General features: G+C 75.0%; 17 protein-coding genes. 7 read left to right on the forward strand and 10 right to left on the reverse strand.

What is annotated here, in order from left to right:
- The first annotated feature begins 7 nt into the window (after window positions 1-7).
- The gene (locus OG500_RS31380; RefSeq protein ID WP_327070194.1) at window positions 8-499 is read left to right on the forward strand and encodes a GNAT family N-acetyltransferase; all 492 of its coding nucleotides are present in this window, start codon (window positions 8-10) and stop codon (window positions 497-499) included.
- On the opposite strand, the gene OG500_RS31385 is transcribed toward OG500_RS31380, so the two are convergent.
- The 5 genes from OG500_RS31385 to mscL form a co-directional block, all read right to left on the reverse strand.
- Window positions 478-1323 (reverse strand): DeoR/GlpR family DNA-binding transcription regulator, encoded by an 846-nt coding sequence (locus OG500_RS31385; RefSeq protein ID WP_329584933.1) that lies wholly within the window; start codon window positions 1321-1323, stop codon window positions 478-480. The genes OG500_RS31380 and OG500_RS31385 overlap by 22 nt on opposite strands.
- 85 nt (window positions 1324-1408) lie before the next feature.
- Window positions 1409-3796, reverse strand: a complete 2388-nt coding sequence (locus OG500_RS31390) for a right-handed parallel beta-helix repeat-containing protein (RefSeq protein ID WP_327070196.1) — start codon at window positions 3794-3796, stop codon at window positions 1409-1411.
- A gap of 123 nt (window positions 3797-3919) precedes the next feature.
- Complete coding sequence (locus OG500_RS31395) at window positions 3920-4777, reverse strand: MOSC domain-containing protein (protein ID WP_329584936.1); 858 nt, start codon at window positions 4775-4777, stop codon at window positions 3920-3922.
- Window positions 4778-4954: 177 nt separating this feature from the next.
- Window positions 4955-5629: a DUF6643 family protein gene (locus tag OG500_RS31400; protein ID WP_329584939.1), complete on the reverse strand. Its 675-nt coding sequence runs from the start codon at window positions 5627-5629 to the stop codon at window positions 4955-4957.
- 229 nt (window positions 5630-5858) lie between these two features.
- Window positions 5859-6302 carry a large conductance mechanosensitive channel protein MscL gene (gene mscL / locus OG500_RS31405; RefSeq protein ID WP_327070199.1) on the reverse strand — a complete coding sequence of 148 codons (444 nt, stop codon included), beginning with the start codon at window positions 6300-6302 and terminating at the stop codon, window positions 5859-5861.
- Between the two features lie 258 nt (window positions 6303-6560).
- Here mscL and OG500_RS31410 point away from each other — a divergent pair, with 258 nt between their 5' ends.
- The gene (locus OG500_RS31410) at window positions 6561-7340 is read left to right on the forward strand and encodes a slipin family protein (protein ID WP_327070200.1); all 780 of its coding nucleotides are present in this window, start codon (window positions 6561-6563) and stop codon (window positions 7338-7340) included.
- Window positions 7341-7415: 75 nt separating this feature from the next.
- Window positions 7416-8087 (forward strand): thiol:disulfide interchange protein DsbA/DsbL, encoded by a 672-nt coding sequence (locus tag OG500_RS31415; protein ID WP_327070201.1) that lies wholly within the window; start codon window positions 7416-7418, stop codon window positions 8085-8087.
- 21 nt (window positions 8088-8108) lie between these two features.
- Here OG500_RS31415 and OG500_RS31420 read toward each other — a convergent pair whose 3' ends face one another.
- A complete protein-coding gene (locus OG500_RS31420) occupies window positions 8109-9302 on the reverse strand; it encodes a glycosyltransferase (protein WP_329584944.1) in 1194 nt (397 codons plus the stop codon).
- 44 nt (window positions 9303-9346) lie between these two features.
- Here OG500_RS31420 and OG500_RS31425 point away from each other — a divergent pair, with 44 nt between their 5' ends.
- Window positions 9347-10141: a glutamate racemase gene (locus tag OG500_RS31425; RefSeq protein ID WP_327070203.1), complete on the forward strand. Its 795-nt coding sequence runs from the start codon at window positions 9347-9349 to the stop codon at window positions 10139-10141.
- 48 nt (window positions 10142-10189) lie between these two features.
- On the opposite strand, the gene OG500_RS31430 is transcribed toward OG500_RS31425, so the two are convergent.
- From OG500_RS31430 to OG500_RS31440, 3 genes are all read right to left on the reverse strand, one after another.
- Entirely contained in the window at window positions 10190-11224 is a 1035-nt protein-coding gene (locus tag OG500_RS31430) for a polysaccharide deacetylase family protein (protein WP_329584946.1), read from the reverse strand.
- A 197-nt stretch (window positions 11225-11421) separates the two neighbouring features.
- On the reverse strand, window positions 11422-12360 hold the full coding sequence (locus OG500_RS31435) for an NAD-dependent epimerase/dehydratase family protein (RefSeq protein ID WP_327070205.1): 939 nt from the start codon (window positions 12358-12360) through the stop codon (window positions 11422-11424).
- 189 nt (window positions 12361-12549) lie between these two features.
- Window positions 12550-13065: a PTS-dependent dihydroxyacetone kinase phosphotransferase subunit DhaM gene (locus tag OG500_RS31440; RefSeq protein ID WP_327070206.1), complete on the reverse strand. Its 516-nt coding sequence runs from the start codon at window positions 13063-13065 to the stop codon at window positions 12550-12552.
- Window positions 13066-13403: 338 nt separating this feature from the next.
- Here OG500_RS31440 and OG500_RS31445 point away from each other — a divergent pair, with 338 nt between their 5' ends.
- The 3 genes from OG500_RS31445 to OG500_RS31455 all read left to right on the forward strand — a co-directional run bounded on the left by OG500_RS31445 (window position 13404) and on the right by OG500_RS31455 (window position 16324).
- Window positions 13404-13625, forward strand: a complete 222-nt coding sequence (locus OG500_RS31445) for a DUF397 domain-containing protein (RefSeq protein ID WP_327071759.1) — start codon at window positions 13404-13406, stop codon at window positions 13623-13625.
- 642 nt (window positions 13626-14267) lie between these two features.
- Window positions 14268-14762: a hypothetical protein gene (locus tag OG500_RS31450; RefSeq protein WP_327070207.1), complete on the forward strand. Its 495-nt coding sequence runs from the start codon at window positions 14268-14270 to the stop codon at window positions 14760-14762.
- Window positions 14763-15088: 326 nt separating this feature from the next.
- A complete protein-coding gene (locus OG500_RS31455) occupies window positions 15089-16324 on the forward strand; it encodes an acyl-CoA dehydrogenase family protein (protein ID WP_327070208.1) in 1236 nt (411 codons plus the stop codon).
- A 149-nt stretch (window positions 16325-16473) separates the two neighbouring features.
- Here the strand turns inward: OG500_RS31455 and OG500_RS31460 are convergent, their stop codons facing one another.
- A complete protein-coding gene (locus OG500_RS31460; RefSeq protein ID WP_329584951.1) occupies window positions 16474-17598 on the reverse strand; it encodes a phosphotransferase in 1125 nt (374 codons plus the stop codon).
- Between the last annotated feature and the right edge of the window lie 346 nt (window positions 17599-17944).

A 17944-nucleotide genomic window follows, 5' to 3' on the forward strand; every position in this document is an offset into this window, starting at 1 on the left:
ACCGGACATGAATGATCTGCTGACCGACCGTCTGATCCTGCACCCCTTCACCGTCGCCGAGGCCGAGCGGGTGGCAGCGGGCCAGGCGGAGCCCGGCGACAACTGGGCCGCCGACTACCCGAGCGCGGGCGAGCGGGTGGGCGCCGGCATGTTCGCCAAGCGGGCCGCGAACCACGGCGCCCGCCAGCCGTTCGGCGGCTGGGAGATCCGTCGGCGCTCGGACGGCGCGGCGATCGGCGGCATCGGTTTCCACGGGGCGCCCGACGAGCACGGCACCGCCACCATCGGCTACGGCCTGTCCGAGTCGGTGCGCGGCCAGGGCTACGCGAGCGAGGCGCTGCGCGGCATCCTGGCGGCCGCGCCCGGCTGGGGCGTCAAGCGCCTGATCGGCGACACCGACCTCGGCAACACCCCGTCCCAGCGGGTGATGGAGGCCTGCGGCCTGACCTTCACCCACCAGGACGAGGAGCTGAAGTACTACGGGATCGACCTGGCCTGACCAGCCCGGTCGGGACGGTCGCCGGCCGGGGCCAGGAGCAGCTCGCGCACGTGCTCCCGCGCCGCCTCGGCCGCCTCGGCGGGCAGCGCCGCGTCGGTCACCCAGGTGTCCACCTCGGCCAGTTCGGCGAAGGTCGACAGGCCGACCACGCCCCACTTGGTGTGGTCGGCCACCGCCACCACCCGGCGGGCCGAGGCCACGAAGTTCCGGTTGGTCTCCGCCTCGGCCAGGTTCGGGGTGGACAGGCCCGCCTCCGGGGAGAGGCCGTGGGTGCCGAGGAAGAGCAGGTCGAAGTGGAGCGAGCGGATCGCCCGGTCGGCCACCGGGCCGACCAGCGAGTCCGAGGGGGTGCGCACCCCGCCGGTCAGCACCACGGTGGTGCCCACCGCCTCGCCCTGCCGCTGGGCCCGCTCGAACACGTCGGCCACCCGCACCGAGTTGGTCACCACCGTCAACTGCCCGACCGACGTGAGGTGCTGGGCGAGCGCGAAGGTGGTGGTGCCGCCGGAGAGCGCGATCGCGCTGCCGGGCGCCACCAGGCAGGACGCCGCCCGGGCGATCTCCTCCTTGGCGGACAGCTCCAGCGCCGACTTCGCCTCGAAGCCCGGCTCGTGGGTGCGGGCCTCCTCGACCGGCACCGCGCCGCCGTGCACCTTCTCGATCGTGCCGAGCTTGGCGAGCGCGTCCAGGTCACGGCGGATCGTCATGTCGGAGACGTTCAGCCGCCGGGTCAGCTCGTTGACCCGCACACCGCCGCGCCGCCGGACCTCGTCGAGGATCAGCGCCCGGCGCTGCTCGGCGAGCAGGTTGCTGTTGTCGGCCACGTGCGCTGTCCCGCCTCTCGGTGCTCCTTCAATGGGATTATCCTGCCACGTCAGCCCGGCCGGACGGGGAGCAGCGGCCCGGGGGTCACCCGCGGGGCAGCGGGAGGTCGGCGGGCACCAGGAGCTGGAGGTCCTCGGTGGAGGGGTCCGGCAGCTGGGCGACCCGCATCGCGTGCCGCTCGACCATGGTCTCGAAGACCTGCCGGGCGGTGCGTCCGTTGCCGAAGGACGGCCCGCGGTGCAGCGTGCCGAAGTGGTCGAGCAGCGCGCCGGCGGTCGCCTCGGCGAGCTCGTACTCGTGCTCCGCGCACTGGGTGCGGGCGATCTCCAGCAGTTCGGCGTCGGTGTAGTCGGGGAAGGTGATGGTGCGCGAGAACCGGGAGGAGACCCCGGGGTTGGAGCCCAGGAAGCGCTCCATCTCGGCGGTGTAGCCGGCCACGATCACCACCACCGCGTCGCGGTGGTCCTCCATCAGCTTCACCAGGGTGTCGATCGCCTCCCGGCCGAAGTCGCGGGCGCCGTCCTCGGGGGAGAGCGTGTACGCCTCGTCGATGAACAGCACCCCGCCCCGGGCCTGTTCGAAGGCGGCCTGGGTGCGGATCGCGGTGGAGCCGATGTGCTCGCCCACCAGGTCCACCCGGGCCACCTCGACCAGGTGCCCGCGCTGCAGCACCCCGAGCGAGGCCAGGATCTCGCCGTAGAGCCGGGCCACCGTGGTCTTGCCGGTCCCGGGGGAGCCGGTGAAGACCAGGTGCCGGCGGAGCGAGGGCGCCTTCAGTCCGGCCTGCTGGCGGCGGCGCCCCACCGAGATCAGGTCGATCAGGGTGCGCACCTCCTGCTTCACGGTGGCCAGCCCGATCAGCGCGTCCAGTTCGGCCAGCGCCTCGTCCGCGGGGCGGCAGTCCGGGATCGGCGCGATCTGGGGCGGGGCGACCAGCGCCGGACCCGCCGTCAGCTGCGCGGTGCGCGGCGCGGGGACGGTCTCGGCGGGGGCCTTGGCACTGGGCACGTCGTCCGAGGTGCAGGCCTCCACCACCGGGCCCGGCTCGGCGAACTCGAAGCCGGCCCGGCCGTTCTGCTCGGCCCGGCAGCGGGTCAGCACGGTGCGGCAGCCGTCGATCACATGGAAGCCGAAGCCCTTGCCCTGCACCGCCCGGCAGTTCTCGAAACTGCCCCTGCCCTGCGCCGAGACGTAGACCGCCGCCTCCGCGCTGCCCCGCACCACGCAGTCGCGCAGCACCGGGTCGGCCCCCTTGGTGACGATCACCCCGGTGGCCACCTCGGCGATCTCGCACTCCGTCAGCAGACCGCCGCTGCCGTGGTCGCGGAACCACAGGCCGGTGCCCGCCTCGCGCACCCGGCAGCGCTCCAGCGCCACCGTGGCGCCGGAGCTGACCGAGATCGCGGAGCTGCGGATCCGGCTGAACGAGGTGTCGGTGACGGTTGCCCGGGAGTCGCGGTCGAGCACGAAGAGCGCGTCCGGCAGGTCGTGCAGGGTGCAGTCGGCCAGGGTGAGCTGGGCGCCGTCGCTGACCCAGATCGCCGGGTAGTCGCCGGTGCTGTCCTCGATCACGCAGCCGGTGGCCTCGGCCCTGGTGCCCGGGTCCCAGACCGAGAGCGCGCCGCGGCCGAACGCCCGCACCGTGCAGCGCTCGAGCGTCAGCGTGGAGTGGCCGCGCAGGTCGGCGGCGTTCTCCGGCAGCTCGTGCAGCCGGCACTCCACCAGGTGCAGCTCGGCCTCGGTGTCCAGGGTCAGGCCGTTGCCGGTCACCCGGTGCACCGCGCAGTCGGTCAGCCGGCCCACCGCCTTGGCCTCGGCCTGCACCCCGCTGCCGCGGATCTCGTACAGCTCGCAGCCGGTCAGCTCGGCCAGGCTGCCGGCGTCGGTGAGCAGCACCCCGGCGCCCGCCGCGTGGTGCAGCCGGCAGCGGTCCAGCCTGGCCTCGGCCCCCTCCAGCACCGCCAGGCCGGCCTGCCCGGCCGCGGCGACCTCGCACTCCTCGATCTGCGCGGTGGCCGCGCCGCGCAGCCGCAGGCCCAGTCCGGCGGGGTTGCTGACGGTGCATCCGGTCAGCCGGGCGGTGGCCCGCTCGGTCACCTCGATGCCGACCGCGGAGTGGGTGTCCACCCGGCAGCCGATCAGCGTGGCCGCCGCCTCGGGGCCGGTGACCAGCACGGCGGCGGCGGAGCTGTCGAAGCCCTCGACGACCAGGTCGCGCACGGTGGCGGCGGCGGTGATGGTGAGCGCCACGCCCGAGGACGGGTCGATCCGCACCGTGCCGGGGCCCTCGGCGGGCACCACCGTGACCGCCTTGTCGAGCAGCACGTTCTCCCGGAAGACGCCGGGCCGCACGGTGACGGTGTCGCCGGGCTCGGCGGCGGCCAGCGCCTCGGCCAGCGTCTGGTACTCCCCGGCACGGCGCCGCCAGCGCGAGCCGCTGTCCTGCGTGACCCGGACCCTGTGCTCAGTCATGACGCTCCGTCGTCCGCCTTCCGCTGGTCGTGCTGTGCCGCCGGTCGCCCGCGCCGGGGCTCGTCCGAGCCGTCCGGTGCACCGTTGCCACACCGTAGCGCGTCCCGGGTGGCCTCGATCGCGTCAAGCGGCCGGCAGCCGTTCGCCACGGGCCAGCACGGTCACCTCGTCGCCCAGGCGCACCGTGCCCAGTTCGGGGCCGCTCAGCTGCTCGGGGCGTTCGGGAACCAGGTTGACGCCGAAGACGGATTTCTTCTCGAAACGTCGGCGCTTGGCCAGGGTGCGCAGCGGCTCGGCCCCCGCCCGCTCGCCGCTCTCCTGGTCGGTGGTGGTCACCACGCAGCGACCGCAGAGCTTGACCGCCCGGAAGGTCACCTCGCCGACCCTGACGCGTCGCCAGTGGTCCTCCTCCCAGGCCTCGGTGCCCTCGATCACCAGGTTGGGCCGGAACCGCTCCATCGGGACGGCGGGCGAACCGCCCGCCACCAGCCACTCGCCGAGCGCGGCCAGCGAGGCGGTGGTGACGGCCATGCTCACGGTCTCACCGGGGTTGCCGAAGCCGGGCACGATCGCGCGGGCCCGCGGGTCCGCCAGGTGCAGCAGCCGGATCTCGCCCAACGGGTGCGGACCGAGCCGTTCGGCGAGCCAGAGATGCGCCTTCGGATCGGCCTCCAGGGCGGCGAACCGGGTGCCGAACACGTCGGCCTCGGTGGGCCGGGCGCCCTCGGCGGCTCGGGGCACGGGTATCCGCAGCCGGTCGCCCTCGGGGGAGGTGAGCCACAGCGTGCCGTCCTCCTGCGGTTCCGCCCGGTAGCCGGCGAGTTGCGGAAGGTCCCGCTGGGTGACGGCCAGGCCGCTGGGGCGGGCCAGCATCCACCGCCGGTCCCCGCGCAGTCCCCACGGCTCCACCACGGCGTGCTCCAGGCTCTGCCGGTGGAACGACTTCACGGGGTAGCGGTGCAGGCCGGTGAGGAGTGGCATATGACCATCCTGCCAGGTCGCGAGGCCTGCGACGGCCACGGGGCGGGCCGTCGGCGGTCGCCCCTGGGCGGATGCGCGCGGGCCGCCGGGTCCGCCGTCGAACGGCGGTCCCAGCGGCCCGTGGATGACCGATCCCCCTCGGTTGTCGCCCGGTCGGGACGACCGGCCTGCCTTCGGTCAGAAGGCCTGCCCCTGGCCCGGCTGCGGCGGCTGCGGTGCCTGGCCGAACTGGGACTGGCCGAACTGCGACTGGCCCATCGGCTGCTGGCCGAACTGCGGCTGACCGAAGGGCTGCTGACCCATCGGCTGCTGGCCCGCATAGCCCTGCGGCTGCTGCTGGCCGGGCTGCGGCGCTCCCGTGAACTGCTGCCCGGGGAACTGCTGCCCGGGCTGCTGGAAGAACTGCTGGGGCGGCATCGGCCGCATCGGGGCGCCCGGCGCGGGTGCCATCGGTCCGGTCGGCCGGAAGGCGCCGGGCTGCTGGTCCCAGGCCTGCGGCGCGGACGGCTGCGGGTAGCCCGGCTGCATCGGCCCGGGTACCCGAGGACCGGGCACGTACGGCTGGCCGCCGGGACCGGGAACCGGTTGCACGTTCTGGTAGCCGGGGCCGGAACTCGGGCCGGGGCCCAGTGCCAGGCGGGCCGGCGGCAGGGCCGGGAGCAGGCTGGTCGACTCCATCGCCGAACCGTAGCCGGGCACCGGGGTGGGGGCCGGCGGGAGCGCGGCCGGCACGTTGATCGGCGCGATCTGGGGGACTCCACGTTCTGCGACCAAGCTGTCGTAGATGGGCGTGCCCGACGAGAAGGACGGAGGGTAGTAGCCGACTCCGTCGTAGGAGCGGGGCGAGGTCATGGGGCATACCGTAAGCCCAGAATGCGCCCCTGAGGAGCCTGGGAGGGGTGGCAGTTCGAGTGTTTACGCAACCTTCGCCAACGCAAAGCGGATGAATGGTCAGACTTCGGACATTCTGCCGACACATTCCGGTCAATCTTGCTCATCGTCGACGCGTGAGCCTCCCGGATCGGGGGGCTCACGCCGGCGCACCCGCAGGCCCGCGCCACGCGGCCGAACTGGCGTCTGATCAGCCGCGCTGCATCGCCTGGGCCGGGAACCCGGGCAGCTCGGCCACCTCGGCGGTGCAGAAGGCGCAGCGCACGGCCGCGGCCGGAATCCGGCTCAGGCACTGCGGGCAGTCCACCTTGGCCGGTTCGGCCGCCTTCGGCTTCTCCAGCCGTGCCTGCAGGCGCCCGACCGGCACCACCACGGCGACGTAGATCACCGCGCTGACCAGCACAAAGCTGATCAGCGCGTTCAGGAAGGCGCCGTAGGGGAAGGTGGTGGCGCCGATCGTGAAGCTCTGCTTGCTGAAGTCCCCGACCGCACCGGCCGCGACCCCGATCAGCGGGGTCAGGAACGCCGTGACGAAGCCGGTGACGACGGCGGTGAAGGCCGCGCCGATGACGATGCCGACGGCCAGGTCGACCACGTTTCCACGCAGCAGAAAGCTGCGGAAGCCCTTGAACACGGCTCTGACTCCAGGGGGTTCACGCGGGGCGACGGCCGGCCCCGCTCACGGCGCCATCCTGTCCGGGCGCGGGCGCCGCGGTCCAACCGCATTCACCCGCTCTGCCTAACGGGTGCACAGAATTGACGGTTCATCAGATGTGACGTGCACGCACCGGCCGGGTGGCTGCGCCGGAGGTGCTGCACGCCCCCTGTGCGGCGGCCGCCGGCGGGCGCATACTGGCCCGGCGTGGTCCGCGCCGTACGAGGGGGACGAGACATGCCGATCGTCGTCGTGCTGGTCGTCGTGTTGCTGCTCTGGCTGGTCACCAGTGTCCGGGTGGTCCAGCAGTACGAGCGCGGGGTGGTGTTCCGGCTCGGGCGGGTGCGCAGCGCCGTGCGGGAGCCGGGGCTCGCGCTGCTGTTGCCGGTGGTGGACCGGATGCGCAAGGTCAACGTGCAGGTGGTGACCATGCCGGTGCCGGCCCAGGAGGGGATCACCAAGGACAACGTCACCGTGCGGGTGGACGCGGTGCTCTACTTCCGGGTGGTCGAGCCGGTGCGGGCCACCGTGGACGTGCAGAACTACTCCTTCGCGATGCTCCAGGTCGCGCAGACCTCGCTGCGCTCGATCATCGGCAAGAGCGAGCTGGACGATCTGCTCACCGGGCGCGAACAGCTCCACCGCGGGCTGGAGTTGATGCTGGAGAGCCCGGCGGTCGGCTGGGGCGTGCACATCGACCGGGTGGAGATCAAGGACGTCGCGCTGCCCGACTCGATGAAGCGCTCGATGGCCCGGCAGGCCGAGGCCGACCGCGAGCGGCGGGCCCGGATCATCACCGCGGACGGCGAGTTCCAGGCCGCCGCCAAGCTCGCCGAGGCGGCGGACCGGATGGCCGAGACGCCGGCCGCGATGCAGTTGCGCCTGCTGCAGACCGTGGTGGAGGTGGCGGCGGAGAAGAACTCCACGCTGGTGCTGCCGTTTCCGGTCGAGCTGCTGCGCTTCTTCGAGTCCGCGGCGGACGCGGCGAAGGCCCGCCCGGAAGCCCGCCCGGAGTAGCCGGAACCGCCCGATCGGGGGAACTGCGGCGTTCCAACTGGCTTGGCCCGGTGCCGAGCTGGCACGGTGGCGGGCATGAAGCCCGTCACCCGTACCCTCGTCCTGCTGGTCTCCGTCGCCTGTGCGCTCGGCGGCACCGCGCCGAGCGGCTCCGCCGCGACCCGCACGAGCCGCGCGAACGAGCCGTATGTGAGCCTGCGCCACCCGCAGGAGGTGCACGGGACCAAGGGCCGCGAGGTGCTGGAGGTCTTCTGGTACGGCTGCCAGCACTCCCAGCTGCTCGAAGCGCCGCTGGAGGAGTGGGCGGCCCGGCAGCCCGCCGACGTGGTGCTGCGCCGGCTGCCCGCCGTGTGGCCCGGCACCTCGGACCAGACGGTCGAACGCGCGCACGCCCGGCTCTACTACACGCTGGACCAGCTCGGCGAGGTCGACCGCCTGCAGCGGGCCGTCTTCCACGCCGTGCGCGATCAGGACCGCGATCTGACCAGTGAGGAGACGGCCGCCGACTGGGCCGAGACGCAGGGCGTGGACCGCGCGCGGTTCACCCGGGCCTACGAGTCCGAGCAGGTGCGCGGCGAGGTCGACCAGGCGCCCCGCGACCTGGCCCGGTACGAGGTCGACGAGCTGCCCAGCGTGGTGGTCCAGGGACGCTACCGGACCTCGCCGACCAAGGCCGGCGGCGTGGACGCGATCCCGGGGGCGCTGGACCGGATGCTCGGCCAGGTGCGCTCCGCCCGTACCGCCTGACCCGAGCCGCCCGACCCCCCGTCAGTACGTCCGGCCCTTCCAGGCCGCGCCCCGGCCGCGGTAGTGCTGCACCGCCGAGTCCACGGTCATCAGCAGGTAGAGCAGAGCGGTGAACGGCAGCAGCAGCGCGGCCGGGGCCGGGCGGTCGTAGTAGCGGATCATCGGCAGGTAGGTCGCCGTCAGCAGGGCCCAGGCCGCGGCGCCGGTGGCCACCAGCCCCCAGTGGCCGGTCAGCAGCCCGGCCACCGTCGCGACCGGGGGCAGCAGGTAGACCAGCCCCAGCCCGAGCACCGTTCCGAGCAGCAGCGGCGGCGAGTGCCGCAGCTGGGCGTAGGCACTGCGCGAGACCATCCGCCACAGCGGGCCGAGCCCGGGGTAGGGGCGCACGCTCAGCACCCGCAGCTCCTCGGGACGCTCGGCCAGCCCGAGCCAGGTCCGGCCGCCGCTGCGCTTGACGGCCCGGGCCAGCGAGACGTCGTCGATCACCGCGCCCCGGATCGCGGCCACCCCGCCCGCCCGCTCCAGCGCCTCGCGCCGCACCAGCGAGCAGCCGCCGGCAGCCGCGGCCGTGCGGGCGCCGGGGCGGTTGCTCCAGCGGAACGGGTAGAGCTGGGCGAAGAAGTAGACGAAGGCCGGCACGATCAGCCGCTCCCAGCGGGTCTCGGTGCGCAGCCGGGCCATCTGCGAGACCAGGTCGAGCCGCCCGGCCTGGGCACCGGCGACCAGTGCCGCCAGGGTCCCCGGGCCGTGCGCGATGTCGGCGTCGGTGAGCAGCAGCCACTCGACCCCGCCCGCCAGCTCCACCCCGTGCCGCACCGCCCAGAGCTTCCCGGTCCAGCCGGCCGGCAGCGCGGGCGGGGTGGTCACGGTGAGCGGCAGACCCTCCGGGCACTGGTCGGCCAGGGCCCGGGCGACCTGTGCGGTGCCGTCAGAGCTGTGGTCGTCCACCAGGATCACCCGGGCCCGCCCCGGGTACTTCTGGGCCAGCAGCCCCGGCAGGCTCGACGGCAGCACCGCGGCCTCGTCCCGGGCCGGCACCACGACCGCGACCGCGGGCCAGAGCACCGGCTCGGGCCGGTGCGGCGGCATCCGCAGGTCGGTGCGCCAGAAGAAACCCTGGCAGCAGGCCAGCCAGAGCCAGCAGAGCAGCGACAGTCCGGTCACACCGGTCACCCACGGCAGCAGCGTCACGGTGGCAGTCTGCCGCAGCGGCATCGCTTCAGGCGGCCGCCCGGCCGGATCCGCTAGGGTCGTACCCTGTGAAGATCGCACTGATGGACTCCGGAATTGGATTGCTTCCGGCCGCGGCCGCTCTGCGGAACCTGCGCCCGGACGTCGATCTCGTCCTTTCCAGCGACCCCGAGAGCATGCCCTGGGGACTGCGTGCCACCGAGGACCTCGTCGAGCACGCGCTGGGCTGCGCCCGGGCGGCGGCCGCGCAGCGTCCGGACGCGCTGGTGGTGGCCTGCAACACCGCCACCGTGCACGCGCTGGCCGCGATCCGTGCCGAGTTGGAGCCCGAGCTGCCGGTGATCGGCACCGTGCCGGCGATCAAGCCGGCCGCCCGCGGCGGCGGCCCGGTGGCGATCTGGGCCACCCCGGCCACCACCGGCAGCCCCTACCAGCGCGCGCTGATCGCGGACTTCGCGGGTGACGCGCAGGTGACCGAAGTCCCGTGCCCCGGACTGGCCGACGCGGTGGAGCACGCCGACGAGGCGGGCCGGGCGGCGGCGATCGAGGCCGCCGCCGCGCTCACCCCGCCGGGCACGGTGGCCGTGGTGCTCGGCTGCACGCACTACGAGCTGGTCGCCGAGTCGATCCGCACGGCGCTGGCGCCGACCGCGCACCCGGAGCTGGTGCTGCACGGCTCCGCCGACGCGGTGGTCGCCCAGGTGCTGCGCCGGCTGCCCGCCGAGGCCCTGGCCCGCCGGGGGAGCGGCACCCTGACGGTGCTGCACGCCGGCCGGCCGCACCCGCTGCCCGCGGCGGCGGCCTGCTACCCGCAGGGGCGGGCGCTCGGCCAGCCGCAGAGCGTGGCGGCCGGCGCGCACTGACGCGACGGACCCGGGCGGCGCGCGTCGATGACGTGCGCCGCCCGGCGGTCAGCTGCCGACCAGGCGCTGCGCCCCGCGCCAGCGGCTGACCGCCGGGTGCAGCCCGGACAGGACCGCCTCGAACTGGTCCCCGTCGCAGCCCGGGTCCACGGTCAGGCGGCTGACCCGCAGCGCCTCGCGCGGCAGCCGCGGATTGAGCCGGTGGTCGGCCAGGAAGGCGCTGCGGTAGCCGAGTTCGGCGAGCAGCCGGGCCGCGCGCACGTCGTGGCCGCCGCCGGGGTAGGCGAAGGCGGTGGGGGCGGTGCCGAGCCAGCCGGTCAGGGTCCGGTGCGCGGTGCGGATCTCGGCCTGCACGGTGTCGTCGTCGCAGTGCCGCAGCTCCGGATCCCCGAGGGTCTGGCTGCCGATCGCCACCTGTCCGGCTGCCAGCTGGCGCAGCTGCTCGGGCGTCAGCCGCTGCCGGTGCGGCGGGCGGACCGGCGAGCTGACCCGCAGTTCGTGCAGGCTGCGGCGGCGGTCCGGGTCGGGCAGCGCGGCCAGCTGCGCCAGCCGGGCGGGCAGCCCGTCGGCGGTGACGGCGCGCGCGTAGCCGCCGTTGGCCAGCAGGAAGGCGGCCTCCTGGCGCCAGGACGGGCGGTCGGTGCCGACCAGCTCGGTCACCACGAAGGCGACCGCGGGCAGCCGGCGGGCGGTCAGCGCGGGCAACGCGTGGTCCAGCACGCCGCGGTCGGCGTCGTCGAAGGTGATCAGCACACTGCGCGGCGGCAGCGGCCGGCCCTCGCGCAGCGCCTGCTCCAGGGCGGGCAGCGACACCGGGACGGCGACCCGGCACAGCCGGTCCAGCTGCGCACCGAAGGCGCGCCGGTCGGTCACCCGGCGGTAGGCCAGCACCGCCAGCCGGCGGGCCGCGCAGGCGCGGAAGAGCGGCTGCGCGGGGGAGTGGCGCAGCCAGTGCACCAGACGGTCGGCGCCGGCCGGCGCCGGCTGCTCGGGGGCGAGGGCCGGTGCCGGGCGCGACCTGGGCCCGACGAGCCCGGGCGTGATCGCCCGCCACGCGGCCGACCACAGGTCGGGCGTGTTCATCTGGTCCGGCGTACTGGCATCCGGTCGCGGCACAGTGCCCCCAAGGCGCGGCCGGGCGGACCCGGCAAGGAGATCGCTCTACGTACTACCGACTCGTACGTAATCCGGATGGTTGTACGCGATGGGTACGACACCTTGAACCGGTTTGCGCGGGGGCGGCGGATCCAGGGAAGAGGGGTGGCGCGCGGGCGGCGGGATCAGGCGGCCGGCCGGGTGCGGAACCACTCGACCGTCCGCTCCAGCCCCACCCGCAGCGGCACCGGCGCGAGGCCGGGGAAGAGGGAGCGCAGCAGGGCGTCGTCGGCCACCGAGTCACGCACGTCACCGGCCCGGGGCCCGGAGTGCGTCACCTCCAGCGGTCGCCCGAGGACGGCGGCGAGCTCGTCGACCAGCTCCAGCAGGGTGGTCCGGGTGCCGAGGGCGACGTTGACCGGCGCCGGATGGACCACCCGGCGCACCACCGCCTCGGTGAACACCCGCGCCACCGTGCCGACATAGGTGAAGTCGCGGCTCTGGCGGCCGTCGCCGTGCACGGTCAGCGGCCGGCCGGCCAGTGCGGCGGCCACGAAGGACGGGACCACCGCGGCGTACGCGTGCCCGGCCGGCTGCAGCGGACCGAAGACGTTGAACAGCCGCAGCGGCAGCACGTCCAGCCCGTAGCAGTGGTGGTAGGCCGCCAGGTAGCCCTCGGCGGCCAGCTTGCTCACCGCGTAGGGGCTCAGCGGCTCGGCCCGCATGGTCTCGCGCTTGGGCAGTTCGCGGTTGGCCCCGTAGACCGAGGACGAGGAGGCCGCCGCGACGTAGAGGCCGCCGGCCCGCCGGGCCGCCTCCAGCACCTGCAGGGTGCCGGTGGTGTTGACCTCGTGGCTGGCCAGCGGGTCGGCCACCGAGCGCGGCACCGAGGGCAGCGCGGCCAGGTGGACCACCGCGTCGGCCCCGGCGAAGGCCGCGTCGAGCAGGCCGGGATCGAGGATCGAGCCGTCGTACAGCGTGGCGTCGCAGCCGGCCAGGTCGGCCTTGGCGCCGCCGGTGAGGTCGTCGACCACCCGGACCTCGGTGACCTCGGGACGCTCCAGCAGCGCCGCCACCAGGTTGGCGCCGATGAAACCGGCTCCGCCGGTGACGACCACGCGCATCGCGGGGCCTCCTCCCGGAAGTACGAGGGCTCGTCGGTCCGGGCCGGGGGCGGCCGGGACGCGGAGCCGATCGTAGCCGACCGGACACGGTCCGTGTAGACCCCGTCGGCGGATGAGAGCGGACTCATAGCCTCCGCCGGCCGTCGGCCCGCGGAGGCGTCCGGTGGGCCGGCGGACCGCCGTGCGGGCTCAGAGCTTGCGCTGCCGGTAGGTCTCCTCCGCGGCCTCCACCACCGCGGCCAGGTCGCCGCCGGCCGAGGCGGTCAGCACGGCCACCACCGCGCCCTCCACGAACGGGGCGTCGGCGAACCGCACCGGGAACGGCAGACCGTGCTCGTCGGCGGCCGCCAGCACCGCGGCCACCGTCTGGACGGCCGAGGGCAGGTCGGCCAGCACCGCCACGCCGTGGCCCTGGTCCACCCGCCGGGCCGCCGCCGCGATCAGCAGCGCGCTGCTGCCCAGGCCGTCGCCCGGCTGTCCGCCGGTCGCCGCGACGGGGGCCGGGTCATCGGTCCCCGACATCGCGCGGGCCAGGTCGGCGGTGTCCTGCGCCAGCTCCCCGCTGTGCGAGACCAGCACGACGCCGACCCGGCCCAGCGCGGCCGAGCGGAGCGGGGCCTGGCTCGGCACCCGGGCGGCCGAGGGCGCCTCCCCGATCGGGATGACGTCCGCCCCGTTCCCGCCCCGCGGGCTGATCTGCCCCATCGGCTGCTCCCAGCTCTCCCGGCCTCTCCCGCCGCCCGCGTGCGGGGGCCGCGCCCGACCGGCGCCGGCCGTGCCCACTCTCGCAAACGCGGCTCGCCGCCCGGGCCCCGCCGCGCCGGTCGGGCCCGGCCCGGGCAGGATCCGCCGATAGCACGATCGCTGCCCGTGCGGGGCCCGCTCCCGCCGATGCCCGCCGCCGGGGGTGGAGTTCGTGCACAGGCCGCCCCGGCCGGGTCGTCGGCCGTTACGCTGACCCCCCTGAAGGACGTTCGGGAGGAGCACGACCAGTGACAACCGAGACCGCCGGGGCCGGCCAGAGCGCCCAGGGCACGGAGAGCGTGCCCGCGGCGCGCAAGCCCAAGTTGGACACCACCGGCGCGGAGTGGCTCTCCGCGAAGCAGGAGGACGGCTCTCCGGGTGACGTGCAGATCGCCTTCGTCGACGGCTACATCGCCATGCGCGACGGGCGCTTTCCCGACGGCCCGGTGCTGGTCTTCACGCCGGAGGAGTGGCGGGCCTTCGTGCTCGGCGCCCAGGACGGCGAGTTCGACCTGACCTGAGCCGCGGAGTTCCGGCCCGAGGGCCGTCGGTCCACCGACCGGCGGCCCTTCGCGTGTCCGGGCCCGGGGGTATCGGCGGGCGCCGCAGGCGGCGCGCACAACAGGCAGGCGCCGTGCCGACCGCCCCCACGCGGTCGTGCACGGCGCCTGCTGTACGACCCGGTTCGCGAAACCGGGTTTCCCTCCCGAGGTTCCCCGGGGCCGGCCCGAGTGGACCGGTCCCGTCGCCGGGAGGCTGGCGGCGGGACCCTGAGGGTCCAGGCCGCCGGTGCCCGGGATCCGAACGCCCCCACGCGTCGGTGTCCCGAGCGCGGTTCACGAGCGCGACGAAGTCGGGGAACCCGTGAACCAGGCTTTGGGTGAAAGAGTGACAGACTCGGGCAAACTCACTAGCGCAACAGCCGCAGTCGCCGCACGACGGTGTGCCAACGGAGGATGGGCGCACACGAATGCGCCACAGCAGGCCACCCCCACGTGGACGGACCACAGCAGCTGCCGTACATCCGCGACCGTAGCCCGGACGGTTGCTCAGCGTCAACATTCGTCTCGGAGCGTGGAGCTCGCGCACGTGTGAACGTCTGGCAAACGCGCCTCGGCGCCGCCCCGTGCGGTCGCGCGCCCCCGGGCACGTACGATGGCGACATGTCATTTCTCCGCCGCCGCTCCGGCACCCCCGCGGGCCCGGACTTCGACGTCCTCGCGATGGACCCGGGCGACTGGCCAGGCCTCTTCGGCGCCGCGGTGATGACCGGCCCGGACGGCTCCTGCCAGGGGATCTTCCTGCGCTACGACCTGTTCGGCGGTCGCGGCCCGGCGATGTTCATCGGCAACCTGCCCGAGGGCTCGCCCGCGCGCGACACCGCGGACGGCGTCCCGTTCGAGGTCAGACAACTGCTGGCGGCGCTGGAGCTGGACGAGCCGGTCGAGTTCGTCTCGGCCGAGGACTTCCCGGTGATGCTCGGCGACGACCTGCTGATCGTGAAGAAGGTCAAGGTCTCCGAGGAGCGGGTGTTCTGCGCCCAGTTCGACCGGAGCGACCAGGTGCAGGTCACCATCGCCTCCTGGGACCGGCCGATCGCGGACGACCTCTACCAGCTGCTCAAGCCGCTGCCGGCGGACCTCTTCCAGCAGGGCTGACCGACCGGCGCGTTCGGATGCGCCGGCGCGACGAGCGTTGCGTCAGGTGTTCGACCATTGCTTGACGTGCTCGATCAACACTTCGTACAGTCACGGCATGCCGTCCCGCCGCCCGCTGCTGACCAGGCGCAGCTATCTGGACCTGCGGCGGACCGCCAGCGCGATCTGTCGCTAGGAAGCGTCGGCCTCAGGGCCTGTTCGGCGGAGCCTGCCGGACAGGCCCTGAGGCCGTGTCTCGCCATTTCCCGCCGGGCGCGCGACGCCGGGCATCCCTCCCCGGCCCTCGGCCGGGGGACCCCCACGGACGCACCGGAGGCAGCAGCGCCATGACCACCCGTTCCGAACGCCCGCCAGTCGATCAGTCATCGGTCGAGCACCCGTCAGCGGCCGGGCAGCGGGCCGAGGTTGCCGAGGCGCTGGCCGGACTGCCCCGGGTGGTCGACCTGCTGGCCGCCCGCGCCGAGGAGCACGACCGTGACGCGACCTTCCCCTACCAGGGCGTCGAGGCGGTGCACGAGGCCGGCCTGCTCACCCTGACGGTCGGTCAGCGCTTCGGCGGACCGGGCGGCACGCTCGCCGACACCGTCCAGGTGCTGGCCGAACTCGGCCGCGGCGACGCCTCGGTGGCCCTGGTCACCGCCTGCACCCTGCTGCTCCACGCCGAGCAGACGCGTGCCGCGTACTGGCCGGCCGCCGCCTACCGCCGGCTGCTGACCGAGTCCCGCCGCGGACCCGCGCTGGTGAACACGTTGGAGGTGGAGCCGGGCCGGACCGCGCCGCTGACCGCCCGGCGCAACGGCACGGGCTGGCTGCTGACCGGCCGGTGGAGCGGCTGCACCGGCGCCGAGGCGCTGGCCTGGCTGGTGGTGCGGGCCGAGACCGACGAGCCGCACCCGCGCGGTGGACTCTTCCTGGTCCGGGGCGAGAGCCCGGGAGTCGAGGTCGATCCGGTCTGGGACCAGCTGGGTCTGCGGGCCAGTGCGGGGCACGACGTGGTCCTGACCGAGGTCGAGGTGCCGGCCGAGGCGGCTCTCGGGCTGCGGCCGGTGCCGGGCGACCCGGGCGCGGCGGGGACCGGGGCCGATCCGGTGGCCGCGGCGGCCACCGCCTGGCGGGACCTGGCGCTGGCGGCGGTGCAGCTGGGCATCGGCCGGGCGGCCCGGGACTGGTTGGTGCGCTTCCTCAACCAGCGCACTCCGGCCAATCTGGCCGAGCCGCTGGGGACCCTGCCGCGCTACCAGGCGGCGCTCGGCGAGGTGGAGAGCGCGCTGATCGGGGCGCAGGAGCTGGTGGCGGGCCTGGCGGCGCGGATCGACGCGGGGGAGACCGGGGCCCTGGAGCGCACCGGCCCGGCCCAACTGGTGGTCACCCGCGCGGTGGTGGACGCGGTGCAGCGGGCGGTGGCGCTCACCGGCAGCCCGGGGCTGAGCCGGCGCCACCCGCTGGAGCGCTACCTGCGCGACGCGCTCAGCGCCCGGCAGCACGGGCGCTGCGAGGAGACGATGCTGGCGCAGACGGGGCGGGCCGCCCTGGCCCGGGCCGGCCGCTCGCGCGGGGTCTGACCGGCCGTCGGACGACGGCCCGGCCCCGGCCGACCGGGGCCGGCCGAATCCCGTCGTCCCGACCGCCCCATGCGCACCGGCCCCACCGGTGGAACCGGCAGCACCGCCAGGAGCTGCAGCACCGGCAGCACCGGTTCTGCCCGTCCCACTCAGCGCGTCCCCACCGCGGCCCGCACCGCGCGGCGGGCGAGGGCCGCGTCGTCGTAGAGCCGACGGATCATCAGCCGCTGCTCCTCGCCCGCCCCCGGCACGTCGTAGATCCGCAGCTCGCGCATCAGCACCAGCACCAGGTTGACCAGGAAGGCGTCCCGCGCCACCGTGCCGCCGAGCTGGGCGAGCTGGGCGATCTGCCGCCGCGCCGCGGTGTCCCCGGAGAGCACGCTCCACAGCACCGCCAGGTCGTAGCCGGGCAGGTACCAGCCGGCCTGCTCCCAGTCGAGCAGCACCGGGCCCGAGGGCGCCAGCATGATGTTGCTGAGCAGCGCGTCGCCGTGGCACAGCTGCCAGCCGGTGTGCGCCAGGCCGTGCAGCAGTTGCCGCAGGTCGCCGGCGTCGCGGTCGGTCAGCTGGCCCACCGAGTGGTAGCGGCCGATCTCGAAGTGGTAGTCGAGCGGCTGCTGGAAGACGTCGGTGGGCGGGCGCCAGAGGTTCAGCGCGCGGACCGAGCCGAGCACGGCCCGCACCTCGCCCGGCGTCGGGGCGTTGGCCGGGTGGCGCTCGACGGCGGCCGGGCGGCCCGGGATCCGTTCCATCACCAGCACGCAGCGGTCGTGGTCGGCCGCCACCAGCCGCGGCATCCGCACCGGCGGCCGGTGCCGGACGAAGGCGCGGTAGATCGCCACCTCACGACGGAACCGCTCCACCAGCAGAGCCCGCTGGTCGCCCTGCACCGCCTGCGGGGAGAGGCACTTGGCGACCACGGCGGTGCGGCCGATCAGCCCGGTGATCAGGATGTGCGCCCCGTCCTCGCGCAGCACCTGACGCGCCGAGAAGGCGGGACATATCCGCGTGATGTGGGCGAGCGCGGCCCGCACGGCCGGGGTGGCGAGCGCGGCGGTGTCGACCCGCTCGACCAGGGGGGCGGCCGGCTGGGGTGCGCGGGGGCGCAGCAGGCGCTCGCCGGCGCGCGGCAGGAACCCGGGTGCCTCGATGCGCCCGGCAGGGCGGGCGGGCAGAGCTGGCTTCGGCCCGGGCCGGCGGACCGCCACGGAGGACGGCGGCCGTTGAACGGTCCCGGTCCGGGGCGCGGTGGGGGAAGTCGCGGAGGAGTACATGAGGGGGAGGGAGTCCCTTCCTTGCCGACGGCATATGTCAGGTCAGCCAGCTGCGGCTGTCCGGCGGGGCTGGACGGCGGCGCCCTGGCGCGTCAACCGGTGCTGCTGGGCGTCACCACTCGCTGGTGCGTGCGACGGCGCACGGGGGGTGTGCTCCGGCGTACCCGGCGCGGTGGCCGCCCGGGGTGGGTGGGACCGGATGGCTGGCCGGGTCGGATGGGACGCCGGACCGGGTCCGGCCGCCTTGCCGGACCCGCGCACCCTGGGGAAATGCGCTGGTCCGCCCTGGCGGCCGGGCCCGGCGCCGACGCGCCACCCGGTCGCGCCACCCCCCTCGCCAGGCCGC

Source organism: Kitasatospora sp. NBC_01250 (assembly GCF_036226465.1).
Lineage (GTDB): Bacteria > Actinomycetota > Actinomycetes > Streptomycetales > Streptomycetaceae > Kitasatospora.

Coding starts and splice junctions, on each gene's coding strand:
- OG500_RS31400 (WP_329584939.1), bottom strand. CDS start 5,629: ATGACCTCGCCCCGCTCCTACGACGGAGTCGGCTACTACCCTCCGTCC.
- OG500_RS31455 (WP_327070208.1), top strand. CDS start 15,089: ATGACCACCCGTTCCGAACGCCCGCCAGTCGATCAGTCATCGGTCGAG.
- OG500_RS31420 (WP_329584944.1), bottom strand. CDS start 9,302: ATGCCGCTGCGGCAGACTGCCACCGTGACGCTGCTGCCGTGGGTGACC.
- OG500_RS31440 (WP_327070206.1), bottom strand. CDS start 13,065: ATGGGGCAGATCAGCCCGCGGGGCGGGAACGGGGCGGACGTCATCCCG.
- OG500_RS31395 (WP_329584936.1), bottom strand. CDS start 4,777: ATGCCACTCCTCACCGGCCTGCACCGCTACCCCGTGAAGTCGTTCCAC.
- OG500_RS31390 (WP_327070196.1), bottom strand. CDS start 3,796: ATGACTGAGCACAGGGTCCGGGTCACGCAGGACAGCGGCTCGCGCTGG.
- OG500_RS31380 (WP_327070194.1), top strand. CDS start 8: ATGAATGATCTGCTGACCGACCGTCTGATCCTGCACCCCTTCACCGTC.
- OG500_RS31415 (WP_327070201.1), top strand. CDS start 7,416: ATGAAGCCCGTCACCCGTACCCTCGTCCTGCTGGTCTCCGTCGCCTGT.
- OG500_RS31435 (WP_327070205.1), bottom strand. CDS start 12,360: ATGCGCGTGGTCGTCACCGGCGGAGCCGGTTTCATCGGCGCCAACCTG.
- OG500_RS31430 (WP_329584946.1), bottom strand. CDS start 11,224: ATGAACACGCCCGACCTGTGGTCGGCCGCGTGGCGGGCGATCACGCCC.
- OG500_RS31460 (WP_329584951.1), bottom strand. CDS start 17,598: ATGTACTCCTCCGCGACTTCCCCCACCGCGCCCCGGACCGGGACCGTT.
- OG500_RS31450 (WP_327070207.1), top strand. CDS start 14,268: ATGTCATTTCTCCGCCGCCGCTCCGGCACCCCCGCGGGCCCGGACTTC.
- OG500_RS31410 (WP_327070200.1), top strand. CDS start 6,561: ATGCCGATCGTCGTCGTGCTGGTCGTCGTGTTGCTGCTCTGGCTGGTC.